This is a genomic window from Alteraquisediminimonas sediminicola, assembly GCF_019740335.1.
GTDB classification, from domain to species: domain Bacteria; phylum Pseudomonadota; class Alphaproteobacteria; order Sphingomonadales; family Sphingomonadaceae; genus Alteraquisediminimonas; species Alteraquisediminimonas sediminicola.
The window spans coordinates 63,920-79,508 of the sequence record NZ_JAHXZS010000003.1 but is presented as its reverse complement, the minus strand read 5'-3'; the positions used below and the strand labels follow the sequence as shown (position 1 = coordinate 79,508).

The 15,589-nt window shown below is 59.5% G+C and carries 11 protein-coding genes and 1 riboswitch; of the genes, 10 read left to right on the top strand and 1 reads right to left on the bottom strand.

Features of this window, described 5'->3' with window-relative positions:
* Position 1: 1 nt before the first annotated feature.
* Positions 2-1,900: a TonB-dependent receptor plug domain-containing protein gene (locus K6117_RS08375; RefSeq protein WP_221793903.1), complete on the bottom strand. Its 1,899-nt coding sequence runs from the start codon at positions 1,898-1,900 to the stop codon at positions 2-4.
* Between the two features lie 137 nt (positions 1,901-2,037).
* A riboswitch (cobalamin riboswitch) is annotated at positions 2,038-2,235 on the bottom strand.
* 39 nt (positions 2,236-2,274) lie between these two features.
* Between K6117_RS08375 and cobU the strand changes: the two genes are divergently transcribed.
* From cobU to K6117_RS08325, 10 genes are all read left to right on the top strand, one after another.
* Positions 2,275-2,784 (top strand): bifunctional adenosylcobinamide kinase/adenosylcobinamide-phosphate guanylyltransferase, encoded by a 510-nt coding sequence (gene cobU / locus K6117_RS08370; protein WP_221793901.1) that lies wholly within the window; start codon positions 2,275-2,277, stop codon positions 2,782-2,784.
* Between the two features lie 138 nt (positions 2,785-2,922).
* Positions 2,923-3,468 (top strand): carboxymuconolactone decarboxylase family protein, encoded by a 546-nt coding sequence (locus K6117_RS08365; RefSeq protein ID WP_246604966.1) that lies wholly within the window; start codon positions 2,923-2,925, stop codon positions 3,466-3,468.
* Positions 3,469-3,708: 240 nt separating this feature from the next.
* The gene (locus K6117_RS08360; RefSeq protein WP_221793899.1) at positions 3,709-4,938 is read left to right on the top strand and encodes a thiamine pyrophosphate-dependent enzyme; all 1,230 of its coding nucleotides are present in this window, start codon (positions 3,709-3,711) and stop codon (positions 4,936-4,938) included.
* A gap of 10 nt (positions 4,939-4,948) precedes the next feature.
* Entirely contained in the window at positions 4,949-5,953 is a 1,005-nt protein-coding gene (locus K6117_RS08355; RefSeq protein WP_221794265.1) for an alpha-ketoacid dehydrogenase subunit beta, read from the top strand.
* Between the two features lie 2 nt (positions 5,954-5,955).
* The gene (locus K6117_RS08350) at positions 5,956-7,149 is read left to right on the top strand and encodes a dihydrolipoamide acetyltransferase family protein (protein ID WP_221793897.1); all 1,194 of its coding nucleotides are present in this window, start codon (positions 5,956-5,958) and stop codon (positions 7,147-7,149) included.
* Positions 7,146-8,318, top strand: coding sequence for an acyl-CoA dehydrogenase family protein (locus K6117_RS08345; RefSeq protein ID WP_221793895.1), 1,173 nt, complete (start codon positions 7,146-7,148; stop codon positions 8,316-8,318). The genes K6117_RS08350 and K6117_RS08345 overlap by 4 nt, the downstream gene beginning before the upstream one ends.
* Complete coding sequence (locus K6117_RS08340; protein ID WP_221793893.1) at positions 8,315-9,916, top strand: carboxyl transferase domain-containing protein; 1,602 nt, start codon at positions 8,315-8,317, stop codon at positions 9,914-9,916. The genes K6117_RS08345 and K6117_RS08340 overlap by 4 nt, the downstream gene beginning before the upstream one ends.
* Before the next feature lie 5 nt (positions 9,917-9,921).
* Positions 9,922-11,805, top strand: coding sequence for an acetyl/propionyl/methylcrotonyl-CoA carboxylase subunit alpha (locus K6117_RS08335; protein WP_221793891.1), 1,884 nt, complete (start codon positions 9,922-9,924; stop codon positions 11,803-11,805).
* Between the two features lie 135 nt (positions 11,806-11,940).
* Entirely contained in the window at positions 11,941-12,654 is a 714-nt protein-coding gene (locus K6117_RS08330; protein WP_221793889.1) for a transglutaminase-like domain-containing protein, read from the top strand.
* Between the two features lie 534 nt (positions 12,655-13,188).
* The gene (locus tag K6117_RS08325) at positions 13,189-15,570 is read left to right on the top strand and encodes a TonB-dependent receptor (protein WP_221793887.1); all 2,382 of its coding nucleotides are present in this window, start codon (positions 13,189-13,191) and stop codon (positions 15,568-15,570) included.
* Positions 15,571-15,589: the final 19 nt, after the last annotated feature.

Below are 15,589 nucleotides of genomic sequence, written 5' to 3'. Positions count from 1 at the left end.
GTCAGTATGTCAGTCGCAGGCCCGCAAAGGCGGCACGGCCCGGCGAACCATAACGATAGCTGGTTTCATATTGGTCATCGAACAGGTTTTCGACCCGGCCATAGATCTCGATCCGTTCGGTCAGCGGGAAGGATGCCCGCAGATCGACCAATATATAATCACCCAATCTTCTGGTGTTGCTCGTGTTGTCGAAGCTTTTCCCGACATGGGTCAGCGACGCGCCGGCCTTCAGCCCGAACGCCCAGATATAGTCGATGGATGTGTGGAGGCTGTGCCGGGGACGGCGTGGCAAATCGCGGCCAGTATCCCGATTTTCCGCCTTGATATAACTATAGCCGGTGCGCACGCTCAAGGCATCGACTGGATGCAGGTCCAAGGTGAATTCGGCGCCTTCGGCATGGCCGCGCGTGACATTGTCATAGGTGCCGCTTGCATGACCGGCACAGATGCCGGTCAACACCGGGCAACTGATGAAGATGATCTGATTGTCGGTTTCACGCGCGAACCATGTGACGCCTGCGGCAATGCGGCCATCCAGCAATTGCTGCGTGATGCCCATGTCCCAGCCATGGGATTGTTCGGGCTTGAGCCCTGTATTGCCGTAGTTGCTGAACAGCTGGTACAATGAAGGCGTCTTGAACCCTTCGCCATAGCTGGCGCGAAGTGCCGTCTTGCCGCCATTGGGCGAATAGACCCCATTTGCGGCGAATGTCGTCTTGCCGCCAAATGTGTCGTGATCGTCATGGCGCGCCCCGCCGTTCAGGGTCAGCCCGGCCAACGGGGTAAGGCTCAACTGGCCGTAAACACTGTCGATACGGGCATGGGCGCGGGCATAGGGACCACCATAGCTGGAGGTTTTGAAGCTGGCCTTTTCGGTTTCAGCGCCAAAAATGCTTTTCCAGCCGTCTGCAAGATCGAACACGCCTTGATATTCGAAGCGGCTGTTCAGACCCTTGGCATCGAAGGTCCGGGCAGGTGTCGGGGTGGAAAAGTCGAGATTTTCGCGACGCGTGTCCGTCAACGCATAGGCAAATCGGTTGTGCAACCGACCATCGAACAGCGCGATGTTCAACCCCGAATATCCCACCAACTCCTTGGTCCGGGCTGTTTCATCGGTGTCGGCAAAGCTGTAGGTCGGCGGCGGAAAGCCGTCGATGCCGGTCTTGCCGTCTGAATACCAACCCCGCAGATCGAGGGAGATGGCATCCGATAGCGTCACCTTGATCTTGCCATTGCCATTATAGTGGCGAAAGCCCTCCCGCTCCTTGCCGCCACGGGCTTCGTTGAAGGCCGAGATGCCATCAGTGCGATAATAGCCGCCGCCAAAGCTGGCCGCCACCGGACCCGATCGGCCCGAAATATTGCCAGTCAGTCTGGCGCTATCTCGCCAGCCATATTCCGCACTGACATCGCCAGCGATCCTGTCGCCCGGCTCGGTGGTGATCAGGTTGACGACGCCGCCAATGGCCTGGCTGCCCCAAAGCACGGATTGCGCGCCGCGCACGATCTCGATGCGATGGAGGTTATCCGTCAGCAAATTGCCGAAATTGAATCCGCCACCCGGTGTCGACGGGTCATTGATCTTCACACCGTCGATCAACACGACGGTCTGGTCGCTCTCTGCGCCTCGAATATTGACGGAGGTCGATGTGCCGATACCGCCGTTGCGCGTGAAGGTCACGCCGGGGACGGTGCGCAACAGATCGACGACGGCGACACTTTGGAGTTGCTTGATCATGTCGGCATCGATGATCGAGATCGATGCGCCGACCTGCGACAGTGGCTGCATACTGCGTGAAGCGGTGACGACGATCTGGTCGCCCCCGGTTTCTTCGGCCCTGACAGGCAGGGCAAGTCCAGCGGTGGAAACAGATAGAAAGATAAGTACAGACTTGTGCATGGGATAACCCCCTTTTGAGACATCAAAAGGGTCGCCACGCCGACCAATGCTTGAAAACATTGCTCCGCGCGCAACGACCCGACCAAGTCGTCACGCGAGGAAAGTCCCTCGTTCACCCGGTGCACCCCGCCCGCGCGAAAGAACGACAGCGACAGGCAGGTCTCCTGGCTCTCGGGTCATTGTCGGGCGCTTCACCTTCCCAGATCGAAATCCAGTGGTGTAACGAAGCGCAGACTCGCCGATCACAGTTGCGGGGGCAGCCCCGGATTACGGAAATTCCGCTTCCGAGTTCCCTTTTCATCCCATCTCTGGGAACCTATTGCTGCGGCGCATATGACGCGATGCGACCATATTGGCAATATCGGGGGTGAAAAATGGGGCGAAACATCTTGATTCTGGGTGGTGCTCGTTCGGGCAAGAGCAGTTTTGCCGAGCGGTTGGCTGGCACGATGTCGGGTAAATTCAGCTACATTGCGACGGCGCAAGCGTTCGACGAGGAAATGATCGACCGGATCGCGCGCCATCAGGCGGGGCGTGCCGATTATTGGTCGACACTGGAATGTCCGATTGATCTCCCGAGCATTTTGGACAGTCTCGCCGCGTCCGACAACATCATCCTTGTTGATTGTCTCACCTTGTGGCTGAGCAATCTGATGCTGGGCGATCATGATATTGCTGCGGCCCGAAGTGCGCTTGTCGCGACCATGCAGCGGTCGTCGGCGACGATCCTGCTGGTTTCGAATGAAGTCGGTCAAGGCATCGTGCCTGACAATCCGCTCGCTCGCCGGTTCAGGGATGAAGCCGGGTGGCTGAATCAAGCTGTGGCGCAAGCTGCCGATGACGTCTGGTTCGTGACCGCAGGACTGTCGCAACGTCTTAAATAATTAAGGGCGAAGTCCGCGTTCGAAGAATTTCTCCTGTCGCCCGGTACGACTTTTTTGAACATGCCTTTTATTTTGAACGCTGGCCGAGGTTCGGATACAGTTTATCAAAGGAGAGAGGGCATGGCACGAATTCCATTGATGGAACTGGTGGATATGACGCCTGAAATGGCTGAGATCGTGACGCAGGTCGGTGAGATGACAGGCGAACCGACAGGGATGCGCGCGGTGGTGCATCGGCCGGACATCATCTCGAAATTTGCGCCATTTTATTGGTCGCTGCAAACCGAAGGGCTACTTGATCGCAAGCTCATCGAGCTCGTTCGCCTCGCCATTGCCCAGATCAACCAGTGCGCCAACTGCCTTGGGTCCCGCTATCAGGATTCGATCGACCAAGGCTTGACCGAGGAAATGGTCGCCGCATTGCCGTCGGCAGAAACTTCACCTTTGTTTACCGAACGGGAAAAGGCGGCGATCTCTTTCGGTCAGAAGATGGCGTTCGATCATTTCAGCGTGGGGGATGCGGAGTTCGAGCGCCTTTACCGGAGTTTCTCGGTGAAAGAAGTCGTTGAACTAGGTCTCGACGTTGCAATGTTCGTCGGACTAGGTCGGCTCTTCGCCGTTATAGACGCCAAAAATGTCCACTGCAGCATTCCGATACGCGAAGCCGCAGACGTGGCCAGCTAAGGCAGGGTTGATCCGAACGACCACAGACCAGCCAGGGTAAAGGCATGGGTCGCATTGGCAAGGTTGCATCCGAAGAAGAGGACATAAGCATTCGAACCGCTAAGCGTGAAGTTCGCCGTGATGCTGGCATCAAGGGTGTGTATCGTCGTGCATCGATCTCTACCTGATGTCATAAATCAACAGCTATTTTTGCCAGAATCACGTATGGATAATAATAATATGATCGGGTGAGGTGCTGCTATGTCTGGCCGTCTTCCGCTTCAGTTGCACATTCCGATGCCATTGTCCCGACCCGGACAATCTCCCCGGTTTGATCATATCAATTTATCCGCGGCAGGTGAGGTGCGTCGCCCCGATCCTTGTACGCCGGAGCGCGAAGTGCGGGACCTGCCCCAATTGCTGGTGCGGGTATTGGATGACGCAGGGCGTGCAGTCGGCCCGTGGAATCCGGTCCTGCCCGATGGAATCTTGATGCAGGCGCTGCGCGCGATGATGCAGACCCGGATATTCGAAGACCGGATGTTCCGCGCGCATCGACAGGGCAAGACCAGCTTCTTCATGAAATCGACCGGCGAGGAAGCGATCGGCGTGGCGCAGGCGCTCGCCCTTGCGCCGGACGACATGTGCTTTCCGACCTATCGCGTGCAGGGGTGGCTGATCGCCCGTGGCTATCCGCTGGTAGACATGATGAACCAAGTCTATTCGAATGCGCATGATCCGCTCAAGGGACGGCAATTGCCGGTCATGTATTCGGCGCGGGATTATGGTTTTTATTCGCTCTCCGGCAATCTCGGCAACCGCTTTGGGCATGCCGTTGGCTGGGCAATGGCCTCTGCCTATAAGGGCGATCATCGCATCGCGCTTGGCATTGTCGGCGAAGGCACGACGGCAGAGGGCGGTTTTCACGAAGCGATGACCTTCGCCAGCGTCTATCGCGCGCCGGTGATCCTCGCTGTTACCAACAACCAATGGGCGATCTCCAGCTATGCCGGGATTGCAGGGGCGGAGGAAACGACCTTCGCTGCAAAGGCGACGGGCTATGGCATGCCCGGCTTGCGCGTCGATGGAAATGATGTCCTCGCGGTCTGGGCCGCGACCTGCTGGGCGGCGGAACGCGCCCGGCAGAATTGCGGACCGTCGCTGATCGAATTTCTCACCTATCGCGCGGCTGGCCATTCGACGAGCGATGACCCGACCCGCTATCGCCCCGCCGATGAGGCCGCCCATTGGCCGCTGGGCGATCCGATCGCGCGGCTGAAGCAACATCTGATCATACAGGGCCTATGGTCGGAGGCGCGCCATGTGCAATTGGAGGCGGAACTGCAAGATGAGGTGCGCGCCGTACAGAAAGAGGCCGAGGCCATTGGTACGCTCGGCCAATCCAAGCCGCCGCTCGATGAAATGTTCGAAGATGTGTTCAAAGAGGCGGATTGGCGGCTGATCGAACAGCGCCGGGAACTGGGGCTTTGAGATGGTGACGATGACCATGGTACAGGCCCTGAACAGCGCACTGGATGTGATGCTGGCGCGTGATCCGGACATATTGATATTCGGCGAGGATGTCGGCTATTTTGGCGGCGTGTTTCGCGTGACCGATGGGTTGCAGCAAAAATATGGCGCGCCGCGCTGCTTCGATGCGCCGATTGCGGAAGGCGGGATCATCGCGACGGCAATCGGCATGGGTGCTTATGGCCTGCGTCCGGTCGTCGAGATTCAGTTTGCCGATTACATCCTCCCCGCCTTCGATCAACTTGCGTCCGAGGCAGCACGTTTGCGCTATCGCTCCAATGGCGAATTCTGGGCGCCGATCACGGTGCGCGCCCCTTATGGCGGCGGTATTTTCGGCGGGCAGACCCATAGCCAAAGCCCGGAAGCCCTGTTTGCGCATGTCTGTGGCCTCAAGACGGTCATTCCGTCCAATCCATTCGACGCGAAGGGCTTATTGATCGCCGCGATCGAGTGCGACGATCCGGTGATCTTCCTTGAACCCAAGCGGTTGTATCATGGCCCGTTCGATGGCCATCCCGAACAGGCAACGCGCAGCTGGGCCGGGCATCCGGCGGCCGAGGTGCCGGAGGGCTATTATAATGTGCCGCTTGGTGCGGCGGCGATTGTCAGGTCAGGCCATGATGCCACTGTCCTAGCCTATGGCACGATGGTGCATGTCGCGCTTGCCGGCATCGCGGAAAGTGGGATCGATGCCGAATTGATCGATCTGCGGTCGCTCGTCCCGCTTGATATCGACACGATCATGGCTTCGGTGCAGAAAACCGGGCGTTGTGTCATCCTGCACGAGGCATCGCGTTTTGGCGGCTTTGGCGCGGAATTGTCGGCGCTGGTGCAGGAGCGCTGCTTTTACCATCTTGAAAGCCCGATCCTCCGCGTGACGGGTTGGGATACGCCCTATCCTCATGCCTTTGAGTGGGACTATTTCCCCGGCCCGGCGCGATTGGCGGCAGCGCTGCGACGCGTGATGGAGGACTGAGCATGGCGCGTCACCTGTTTCACTTGCCGGATATTGGCGAGGGCATTGCCGAAGCGGAGATCGTGGCATGGCATGTCCATCCGGGTGAGCATGTGCAGGAGGATCAACCCCTTGCTGATATCATGACCGACAAGGCCACGATCGAGATACCCTCACCTGTCGACGGCATTGTCATCGCCTTGCATGGCGAGGTCGGCACAAAACTTGCCGTGGGCGCGATATTGGTCGAACTGGAAACACAAGCGCCAGACGTTCCCATCGCCACGTCCACTACGCCAGCACCACCGACGCCAGCCCCGTTGCCAGCGCAGGCACCATCGCCAGCCCTTAGCGGCAGCCAGCCGCTCGCCGCGCCCGCGACCCGTCGCCGCGCCAAAGAACAAGACGTTGCGCTGAATGTTGTTCCCGCCACCGGCGCGCATGGGCAGGTCACACAGAATGATCTGGACCGCCATCTCGCCGGACTGCACCAGCCCGCATCGCCGCAACGCACGTTGGTGCATGAGCAACATATCATCGGGTTGCGCCGCATCATCGCCGAGCGCGTGCAGGACAGCAAAAGGCGCATCCCCCATTTCGGCTATGTCGAGGAATTCGACATGACGGCGCTGGTGGCGTTACGCGAACGGCTCAATGCCGGGCGTCATGCCGATGACCCGAAATTGACATTGCTCCCGTTTTTCATGCGGGCGCTTGCGCTGCTTCAGCCTGAATTTCCCCAGTTCAATGCCCGTTATGACGATGAGGCGGGTATCTTGCGTCTGCATGAAGGCGTGCACATCGGTATCGGTACGCACACGCCGGGCGGGCTGATCGTGCCGGTCGTCCGCCATGTCGAGGCGCTCGACATCTGGGCCTGTGCGCGCGAACTGTCGCGTGTTGCCGCGGCTGCGCGTGATGGCAGCGCGCGGCGTGAAGAGTTGAGCGGCTCCACCATCACGCTGACCAGTCTCGGCGCCCTTGGCGGGGTTTCGACAACGCCTGTGATCAACGCGCCAGAGGTCGCGATCATCGGCCCGAACCGCATGGAATCGCGTCCGGTCGTGCGTGACGGTCAGATCGTGATACGCGAGATCATGAATGTGTCCTCTGCTTTCGACCATCGGATCGTCGATGGTCATGATGCCGCGATCTTCATCCAGCGGATGAAGCAATTGATCGAATCGCCCGAACCACTGGCGATGGCGCAGCCATGACCATCGACGTCGACTTCGATTTCGCGCTGGGCGGACAGGCGGACATGGTGCGCAGCACTGCACGGCGTTTCGCGCAGGAACGGATTGCGCCGCTTGCCGTCCGGATCGATGCGGAAGACTGGTTTCCGCGCGACGAACTCTGGCCCGGCATGGGCGCGTTGGGGTTGCATGGCATCACGGTCGAGGAAGAATATGGCGGGCTGGGTCTTGGCTATCTCGAACATGTCGTTGCCACCGAAGAGATCGCACGCGCCAGCGCGTCGATCGGTCTGTCCTATGGCGCACATTCCAATCTCTGCATCAACCAGATCCGCAATTGGGGTAATGCCGCGCAAAAGGCGAAATATTTGCCCCCGCTGATTGCCGGTGCGCATGTCGGTGCGCTGGCGATGTCGGAGGCGGGGGCTGGTTCCGATGTGCTGGCGATGAGATTGCAGGCCGTTGCGGTGGATGGCGGCTTTCGCCTCAACGGCACCAAATTCTGGATCACCAATGCGCCTGTTGCCGATACGCTGCTTGTCTATGCGCGGACGGGCGCACATCCGCGCGGCATCACCGCTTTTCTGGTGGAAAGTAACATGCCCGGCTTTCATATCGGGCAGCGCATAGACAAGCTGGGGATGCGCGGATCGCCGACTGCCGAATTGGTGTTCGACGATTGCTTCCTGCCCGACAGTCAGGTGATGGGGGCGGTTGACGACGGGGTAAGGGTGCTCATGTCGGGGCTGGATTACGAACGGACCGTGCTGGCGGGCGTCCAGACCGGGATCATGGCGGCCTGTCTTGATGTCGTCCTGCCTTATGTGCGCGCGCGCAAGCAATTCGGTCAGCCCATTGGCAGTTTCCAGTTGATGCAGGCAAAGGTGGCGGACATGTATGTCGCGCTCAATTCGGCCCGCGCCTATGTCTATGCGGTCGCGCGCGGGTGCGATGCGGGGCGCACCACCCGCTTTGATGCGGCGGGCGCGATCCTGCTCGCCAGCGAGAATGCGGTGCGGGTGGCGCTGGAATCGATACAGGCGCTTGGCGGGGCGGGTTATACGCGGGACTGGCCGGTCGAACGCTATCTGCGCGATGCTAAATTGCTCGATATTGGCGCCGGTACCAATGAAATCCGCCGCATGCTGATCGGGCGGGAGTTGATCGGCCAAGAGGTGACCGGGACATGAGCGCACCTGTCATTCCTTCACTGGTGGATCGCGATGACCCGGATTTTCAGGCGCGGGCGGCGAAGAATCAGGCGTTGTCGAACATGCTGCGCGCGCGCGTTGCGCTGGTCGCTCAAGGCGGTGGCCGCGATGCGCGCGAACGCCATATCGCGCGGGCAAAGCTGCTGCCGCGCGACCGGGTGGAGCGCCTGCTCGATCCCGGTTCGCCGTTCCTCGAAATCGGCCAGCTTGCCGCCTATGACCTATATGACAATGCGGTGCCCGGTGCGGGGTTGATCGTCGGCATTGGCCGGGTGTCCGGGCGGCAATGCATGATTGTTGCCAATGATGCGACAGTGAAGGGCGGCACGTATTTTCCATTGACCGTCACAAAGCATCTGCGCGCACAGGAAATTGCCGAAACCAACCATCTGCCGTGCATCTATCTTGTCGATAGCGGCGGCGCGAACCTGCCGCATCAGGCCGAGGTCTTCCCCGGTCGCGATCATTTCGGGCGGATATTCTTCAATCAGGCGCGCATGTCGGCCAAGGGAATACCGCAAATCGCCTGTGTGATGGGAAGTTGCACGGCGGGCGGCGCCTATGTGCCCGCTATGTCGGACGAGACGGTGATCGTGCATCGACAAGGCACGATTTTCCTGGGCGGCCCGCCTTTGGTGAAGGCGGCGACCGGCGAAGAGATCAGCGCCGAGGATTTGGGCGGCGGGGATCTGCATGCGCGCAGGTCAGGCGTCGTCGATCATCTCGCCAGCAATGACGACCATGCGTTGACGATCGTGCGCGATATCGTCTCCCACCTCCCGCCTCAGCATACCCCGGATGTGACGATTATCGCGCCCCGCCCGCCCGTCTATCCGGCCACGGACCTCTATGGCATTCTGCCAGAGGATGTGCGCACGCCTTATGATGTCCATGAGGTGATCGCGCGGATCGTGGATGGTTCGGAACTGCATCAGTTCAAGGCTCTTTACGGCACCACTTTGGTCTGCGGCTTTGCCCATATCTGGGGCATGCCGGTTGCTGTTCTGGCGAATAATGGCGTGCTGTTTTCGGAAAGCGCGTTGAAAGGTGTGCATTTCATCCAGCTTGCCTGTCAGCGCCGCATCCCGCTCGTCTTCTTGCAGAACATCGCGGGCTTCATGGTTGGCGGCAAATATGAAGCGGAAGGGATCGCCAAACATGGCGCAAAGCTGGTGATGGCCGTCGCCAATGCCAGCGTGCCGAAGCTGACCGTGCTGATCGGCGGCAGTTTCGGTGCAGGCAATTACGGCATGTGCGGGCGCGCGTTCGATCCGCGCTTCCTGTTCACTTGGCCCAACAGCCGCATCGGCGTGATGGGTGGGGAGCAGGCGGCCAGCGTGCTGGCAACTGTGCATCATGATGCTGACCGCTGGACCCCGGCACAGGCCGAGGCGTTCAAGGCCCCGATCCGGCAGAAATATGAGGAAGAAGGCAATCCCTATTTCGCGACCGCCCGGCTTTGGGATGATGGCATCATCGATCCGGTACAGACCCGTGACGTACTGGGCCTCGCGCTTGCCGCCGCCTTGAATGCGCCCATCCCTGCACAAACGCCGTTCGGCGTGTTCAGGATGTGATGGCCATGATGCGCTCGCTCCTCATCGCCAATCGTGGCGAAATCGCCTGCCGCATCATCCGCACTGCGCGTGCGATGGGCATGCGCACCATTGCGATCTATTCCGATGCGGATGCCGGTGCGCTGCATGTGCGTGTGGCGAATGAGGCCGTGCATATCGGACCATCACCGGCATCCGAGAGCTATCTTGCCGCAGACCGGATCATCGCGGCGGCCCAACAGGCCGGTGCCGAAGCGATCCATCCCGGCTATGGCTTTCTCGCGGAAAATGCCGCGTTCGCAGAACGGGTGGCGGGCGCGGGGTTGATCTGGGTCGGGCCTCACCCGGACAGCATCCTGCACATGGGGGCGAAGGATAAAGCCAAGCAGCTGATGCAGCAGGCGGGCGTGCCTGTCGTGCCGGGCTATCTGGGGGAAGACCAATCCCCGGCCCGGTTGCAGGCCGAAGCATCGGCAATTGGTTACCCGGTGCTGATCAAGGCGGTGGCGGGCGGCGGGGGCAAAGGGATGCGGCAGGTCGAGACCTCGGCCGCATTTGCCGATGCGCTGATCGCATGCCGCCATGAGGCAATGTCGTCTTTTGGCGATGATCGGGTGATCATCGAAAAGCATATCGCCTGCGCCCGGCATATCGAGGTGCAGGTCTTTGGCGATCATCATGGCAATGTCGTCCACCTGTTCGAACGCGACTGCTCGCTCCAGCGCCGTCACCAGAAGGTGATCGAGGAAGCGCCCGCCCCCGGCATGGACGAGGCCACCCGCGCATGGCTGTGCGCGACTGCCGTGCAGGCGGCAAAGGCGATCGGCTATGTTGGTGCCGGCACGATCGAGTTCATCGCCGATACCAGCGCGGGGCTGCGGGCTGACCGCATCTGGTTCATGGAAATGAATACCCGGCTTCAGGTCGAACATCCGGTGACGGAGGCGATCACCGGTGTCGATCTTGTGGCATGGCAATTGCGTGTCGCGGCGGGAGAGGAGCTGCCGCTGCGGCAAGATCAGCTGTCGATCAATGGCTGGGCCATTGAAGGGCGCATCTATGCCGAAGATCCGCGCAACGATTTCCTGCCATCGACTGGAAAGATGGAAATATTCCATCCCGGCTATGGCTTTATGCGGTTCGATGCCGGCTATGAGGCGGGCGACACCATCCCGCCTTATTATGACCCGCTGATCGGCAAGGTCATTGCCCATCAGCGGGACCGTGAAGCCGCCATCGAAAATTTTGCCAGCCAGTTGGAAGATGCGTTGATCGTGCCAGTCAAAACCAATATTGGCCTGCTTGTCCGCATCCTGCGCCATGAGGCATTCATCCATGGCATGATCGACACCGGCTTCATCGCCCGGCATCTCGACGACCTTGTGCCCGGTGCCTTTCCGCACCCCGATGCGCTTTCCCGTGGTGTCGAGCGACTGCTTCCCCCCGATATGGACGAGGACAATGGCACCAGGGGGTTGATGGGTTTTCGCCTGAATGCGCCGCCACAGGAAGAGGTGGTGCTATGGGTCGATGGCGTTGCCAAGTCTGTCCGGCTCGACCGGGCAGGGCTGGTTGATTATCACGCCCTGACGACAGACATTTCAACGACGGACCTCTGGCTGATCGATCAGGGCCAGCCCTATCGCGTCAGTACCCGCGCCAATAGTGAAACGGCGATGATCGTCGAAAATGGCAACATCGTCGCGCCGATGCCCGGCAGGATTATAACCATCCATGTTGCCGTTAACGAACCGGTTATTCAGGGACAAAAACTGATCACGCTGGAAGCCATGAAAATGGCGCATAGTCTTGTCGCGCCGTTCGATGGGATTGTCACCGCGTGCAATGTCGTCACGGGCATGCAGGTGGATGCAGGCGCAAGCCTGATCTCAATTTCGGTGCTGCCATAGGATGAGCCGGGATCATTTCACGACCGATCCATATCGGTGCTATTGCTTGTTCAGATTGGCATAGGTTAGGATGCCATAAAATAAGGAGGGGGCGGAGTGCATTTCAATCCTGTCCGCATATACAGGCGTGCGCGCTTGAATATTGGTCTGAAGCTGGGTTTGGGCATCGGCGCGATGTGGCTCGCCATGATGGGGGTCGGCACGTCGGCACATGCCGCCGAGGTCGTCACCCATTGGGAGATGCCTGACATTGCCTCGCCCGAAGCCGATCGACCGTATCAGCCCAATATATTCGGGACGATTGCCCTGCCGCTCAGTTCGCTGCCGACGGGGACGCGCTGGTCAAAGCTCATGATTGCCTCGATTGCCCAACCGGCATTGGCGAGCCTTACCGAGAGCGCCAGAGAACTGCCGCCGCAAGAGCAGCTTGCCTTTGTGCAAGGGGCTGTGAATCGCGCGGTCCGCACCCAGGCTGTCACCAATGACTGTTCGGACGACGGCTATTGGGCACCGGCGAGTGAGACGCTTTCTCGGGGTATGGGCGATTGTTTCGATATTGCCATCGCCAAGATGGAGGCGTTGCGCTTTCTCGGCATTCCAAACAAGGATATGTTTTTGACGACCGGTCGTTTTCACACCGCTGCCGAAACCGGCAAGGGGCGTCAGTCTGCGGCCTTGCTCGTGCGGATCGGTGATCATTTCTCGCTACTGACCGAACAGTCCGAGCCGGTGATCGAAGATAATAATGCGCCGGAGGGCATCGCCACATTCACGCCGATCCTGACCTATGGCGTCGGGATGACTTGGCTGCATGGGCGGTTGGTGAGGCTTGCCGCGCTCGGTCTTTGAATGACCCGCCTGCATAAGTCGCGCAAATGGCCGCCGGTCACCCAAGTCTCGCTTTAGGGGGGCAGAGGAAAACTTGGATTGCGCGTCAATACTCTACTTGTTAAGTAGTGATTGTCTTGAAGAGAGATATGGTCTGTCTCTCGCCATTATGGCTTTTGCCATTGGGGTGGCTTGACCCGCGGCTTTTGATCGGGATGCAGCTTGCTCCGCGTTACTAACGGCTAAAGCGCACGGTTCCAGGGCGACGACGTCAGGGATCGTGTTCCCCCCATTTTGAAGGGGACGAACGATGCACAGGACTCTGTAGAAGTTCAGCAACATTACAGGCGGAACGGTCCACCGACCGCCTTTTCAATATCCAGCTGGATGGCGCGCGCGACGTTTGTACGCCGCCGTCATGGCGTTCGGGCAGTCCTTGTCCGGCGATGGCCCTGTTTTGCCTCCAGCACACAATACATCATTCAAGGGATCGGGCGCTTTTGCTGTGTCCGGACGGATGCGTGCGTCCCGATGATCCCGCTAAAGGGGAATTTCATGTCAGTTCGTATTTCAGGCGTTTCACGCCAGTTTTTCGCCGCGAGCATCAGCCTTTTGGCGCTTGCGGCTACTACGCCCGTTCATGCGGAATTCGCCGCAGCTGCGGTTGAGGCCGATGCCGCAGGCAGCTTCGATGACATTGTGGTCACCGCAAGGCGGCGTGAAGAGCGCGCGCAGGAGGTGCCGATCGCGCTCACAGCCGTATCGGGTGACACGATCGAACGCACGGGTGCCGTCAATCTCATCCAGATCGCCGATCTGACGCCGACCTTGGTGATCCGCAACAACAACGCGCGTAACACCTTCGCGAATATCCGAGGCCTTGGCTCGAATTCAGACCAGAATGACGGTCTCGAAATCGGTGTCGGCTTTTATGTGGACGATGTCTATTATGGCCGCATCGGCGCGTCGCAATTCGACCTGATCGATCTGGAGCGCGTCGAGGTGTTGCGCGGTCCCCAAGGGACATTGTTCGGCAAGAACACGACGGCGGGCGCGATCAGCATCACGACGCGCGCACCGCAGTTCGATACAGAGTTTCGAGGCGAGGCCAGCCTTGGCGAGGATGGCTATCATCAGGTCCGGGGTTCGCTGACCGGGCCGCTCGCGGGGGACAAGGTCGCCTACCGCGTGACCGTGTCGGATACCCATAAGGACGGTCTGCTGACCAATCTCGCCAATGGCCGCAAGATCAACGATTACGACAATGTGTCTATTCGCGGCCAGTTGCTGATCAAGCCCACGGACACGGTATCGATCCGGTTGATCGGCGATTATTCGAAGCAGACCTCTTATTCGCGGGCCAGCAGCATCGTCGGCGTGTTCACCAAATATGACGATGGCAGCACGCTGACCAACAACTTTCTCGATCGTGCTACCCGCGCGGGCTATACGCCGCCTTATGATCTGAACGATCCTTTTGCGCGTCAGGTCGATGTGAATGCGGATGTGCAGGCGAACATGGAAGGCTATGGCGTCTCCGGCAAGGTTGATTGGGACCTTGGCACTGCGGCGCTGACCTCTGTCACTGCCTATCGGTGGTGGGACTGGTATCCGCTCAACGATCAGGACAATACGTCGCTGACGGTCAATGTTCGCGGCGGCACGACGAACCTGCAACGCCAGTTCAGTCAGGAGTTGCGACTTGCCTCGCAGGGCGAGCGCAAGCTGGATTATGTCGTCGGCGCCTATTATTTCTGGCAAGTCATTCATGCGCTTGGACAATATGGTCTTGGCAAGGACTATGCCGTCTGGAACAAGCCGACCGCCAACCGCATCTTGGCGAATTACGCCTATACGGGTTTCCAATCGGACTCGATCATCAAGCCGGGGACCAAAAGCTATGCCGCCTTTGGCCAGCTGACCTGGCATGCGACCGATGCGTTGAGCGTGACCGGCGGCCTGCGCTACACGCATGAAAAGAAGACGGGCCTGTTCGATCAGCGCACGGTGGCGGGCAATGATCTGTCGTTGCTCAGCCTGGCGGACAGGGCCGCAGCCCAGAAGTTGCGTGACGAGCTATATCCGGAAGTCCGTTATACCACCGGCCTTTCGAACGATGCGCTGACCGGCCAGATCAACCTGTCCTACAAGGTTGCGCCGGATGTGCTCACCTATGCCAGCTATTCGCGCGGCAGCAAGTCGGGTGGTCTGAGCCTCGGCACCTTGCCGACGGGCGTTTCGCCGGTGGTGAAGTCGGAAACGATCGATGCATGGGAAGTCGGTTTCAAGAGCCAGTTTCTCAACCGTGCGATCACCCTCAATGCCGCGGCGTATTGGACCGAGGTGAAAAACTATCAGGCGGCGATTTCGGAACAGATCGGCAGCACGACCTCGTTCATCCGCTATATCTCCAACATACCGGGGGTGCGTTCGCGGGGCATCGAGGCTGATCTTGCTATTGCGCCGAGCCGCTATGTGCGGCTGACGGCCTCCGCCGCTTATACCGATGCGGTCTACAAGGATTACAAGAACGCGCAGGCTGCGCCCGAAAAGCGCAATGTCAGCCAAATTCAGGACCTGACGGGGGTGCAACTCGCCAATGCGCCGAAGTTCATCTGGAATACCGGCATTGATGTCGCCCAACCGGTCAATCTGATTGGCGATGACGAAGTCTATGGTCGCGTCGATTACACCCATCGTTCTGCAAATGACACGAGCGGCAGCAACTCGAAATATACGCGGATTGCGAGCTATGGCCTCGCCAATGCCCGGCTTGGGGTGCGGCTGAACGATCAGGGTCTGGATTTCTCGATCTGGGCGACCAACCTGTTCGACAAAAAATATTACACGGCGCTGAGCGCCGCCAATACCGGCCTCATCACCGGCAATCTCGGCGATCCTCAGACATTCGGCGCAACCCTGCGCGCGAAGTTCTGAACCCCTTTCTCCCGCTCAA

Bases quoted from the DNA above. Each gene is read 5' to 3' on its own strand.
- K6117_RS08375 (WP_221793903.1), bottom strand. From the start codon at position 1,900: ATGCACAAGTCTGTACTTATCTTTCTATCTGTTTCCACCGCTGGACTT.
- cobU (WP_221793901.1), top strand. From the start codon at position 2,275: ATGGGGCGAAACATCTTGATTCTGGGTGGTGCTCGTTCGGGCAAGAGC.
- K6117_RS08365 (WP_246604966.1), top strand. From the start codon at position 2,923: ATGGAACTGGTGGATATGACGCCTGAAATGGCTGAGATCGTGACGCAG.
- K6117_RS08360 (WP_221793899.1), top strand. From the start codon at position 3,709: ATGTCTGGCCGTCTTCCGCTTCAGTTGCACATTCCGATGCCATTGTCC.
- K6117_RS08355 (WP_221794265.1), top strand. From the start codon at position 4,949: ATGACCATGGTACAGGCCCTGAACAGCGCACTGGATGTGATGCTGGCG.
- K6117_RS08350 (WP_221793897.1), top strand. From the start codon at position 5,956: ATGGCGCGTCACCTGTTTCACTTGCCGGATATTGGCGAGGGCATTGCC.
- K6117_RS08345 (WP_221793895.1), top strand. From the start codon at position 7,146: ATGACCATCGACGTCGACTTCGATTTCGCGCTGGGCGGACAGGCGGAC.
- K6117_RS08340 (WP_221793893.1), top strand. From the start codon at position 8,315: ATGAGCGCACCTGTCATTCCTTCACTGGTGGATCGCGATGACCCGGAT.
- K6117_RS08335 (WP_221793891.1), top strand. From the start codon at position 9,922: ATGATGCGCTCGCTCCTCATCGCCAATCGTGGCGAAATCGCCTGCCGC.
- K6117_RS08325 (WP_221793887.1), top strand. From the start codon at position 13,189: ATGTCAGTTCGTATTTCAGGCGTTTCACGCCAGTTTTTCGCCGCGAGC.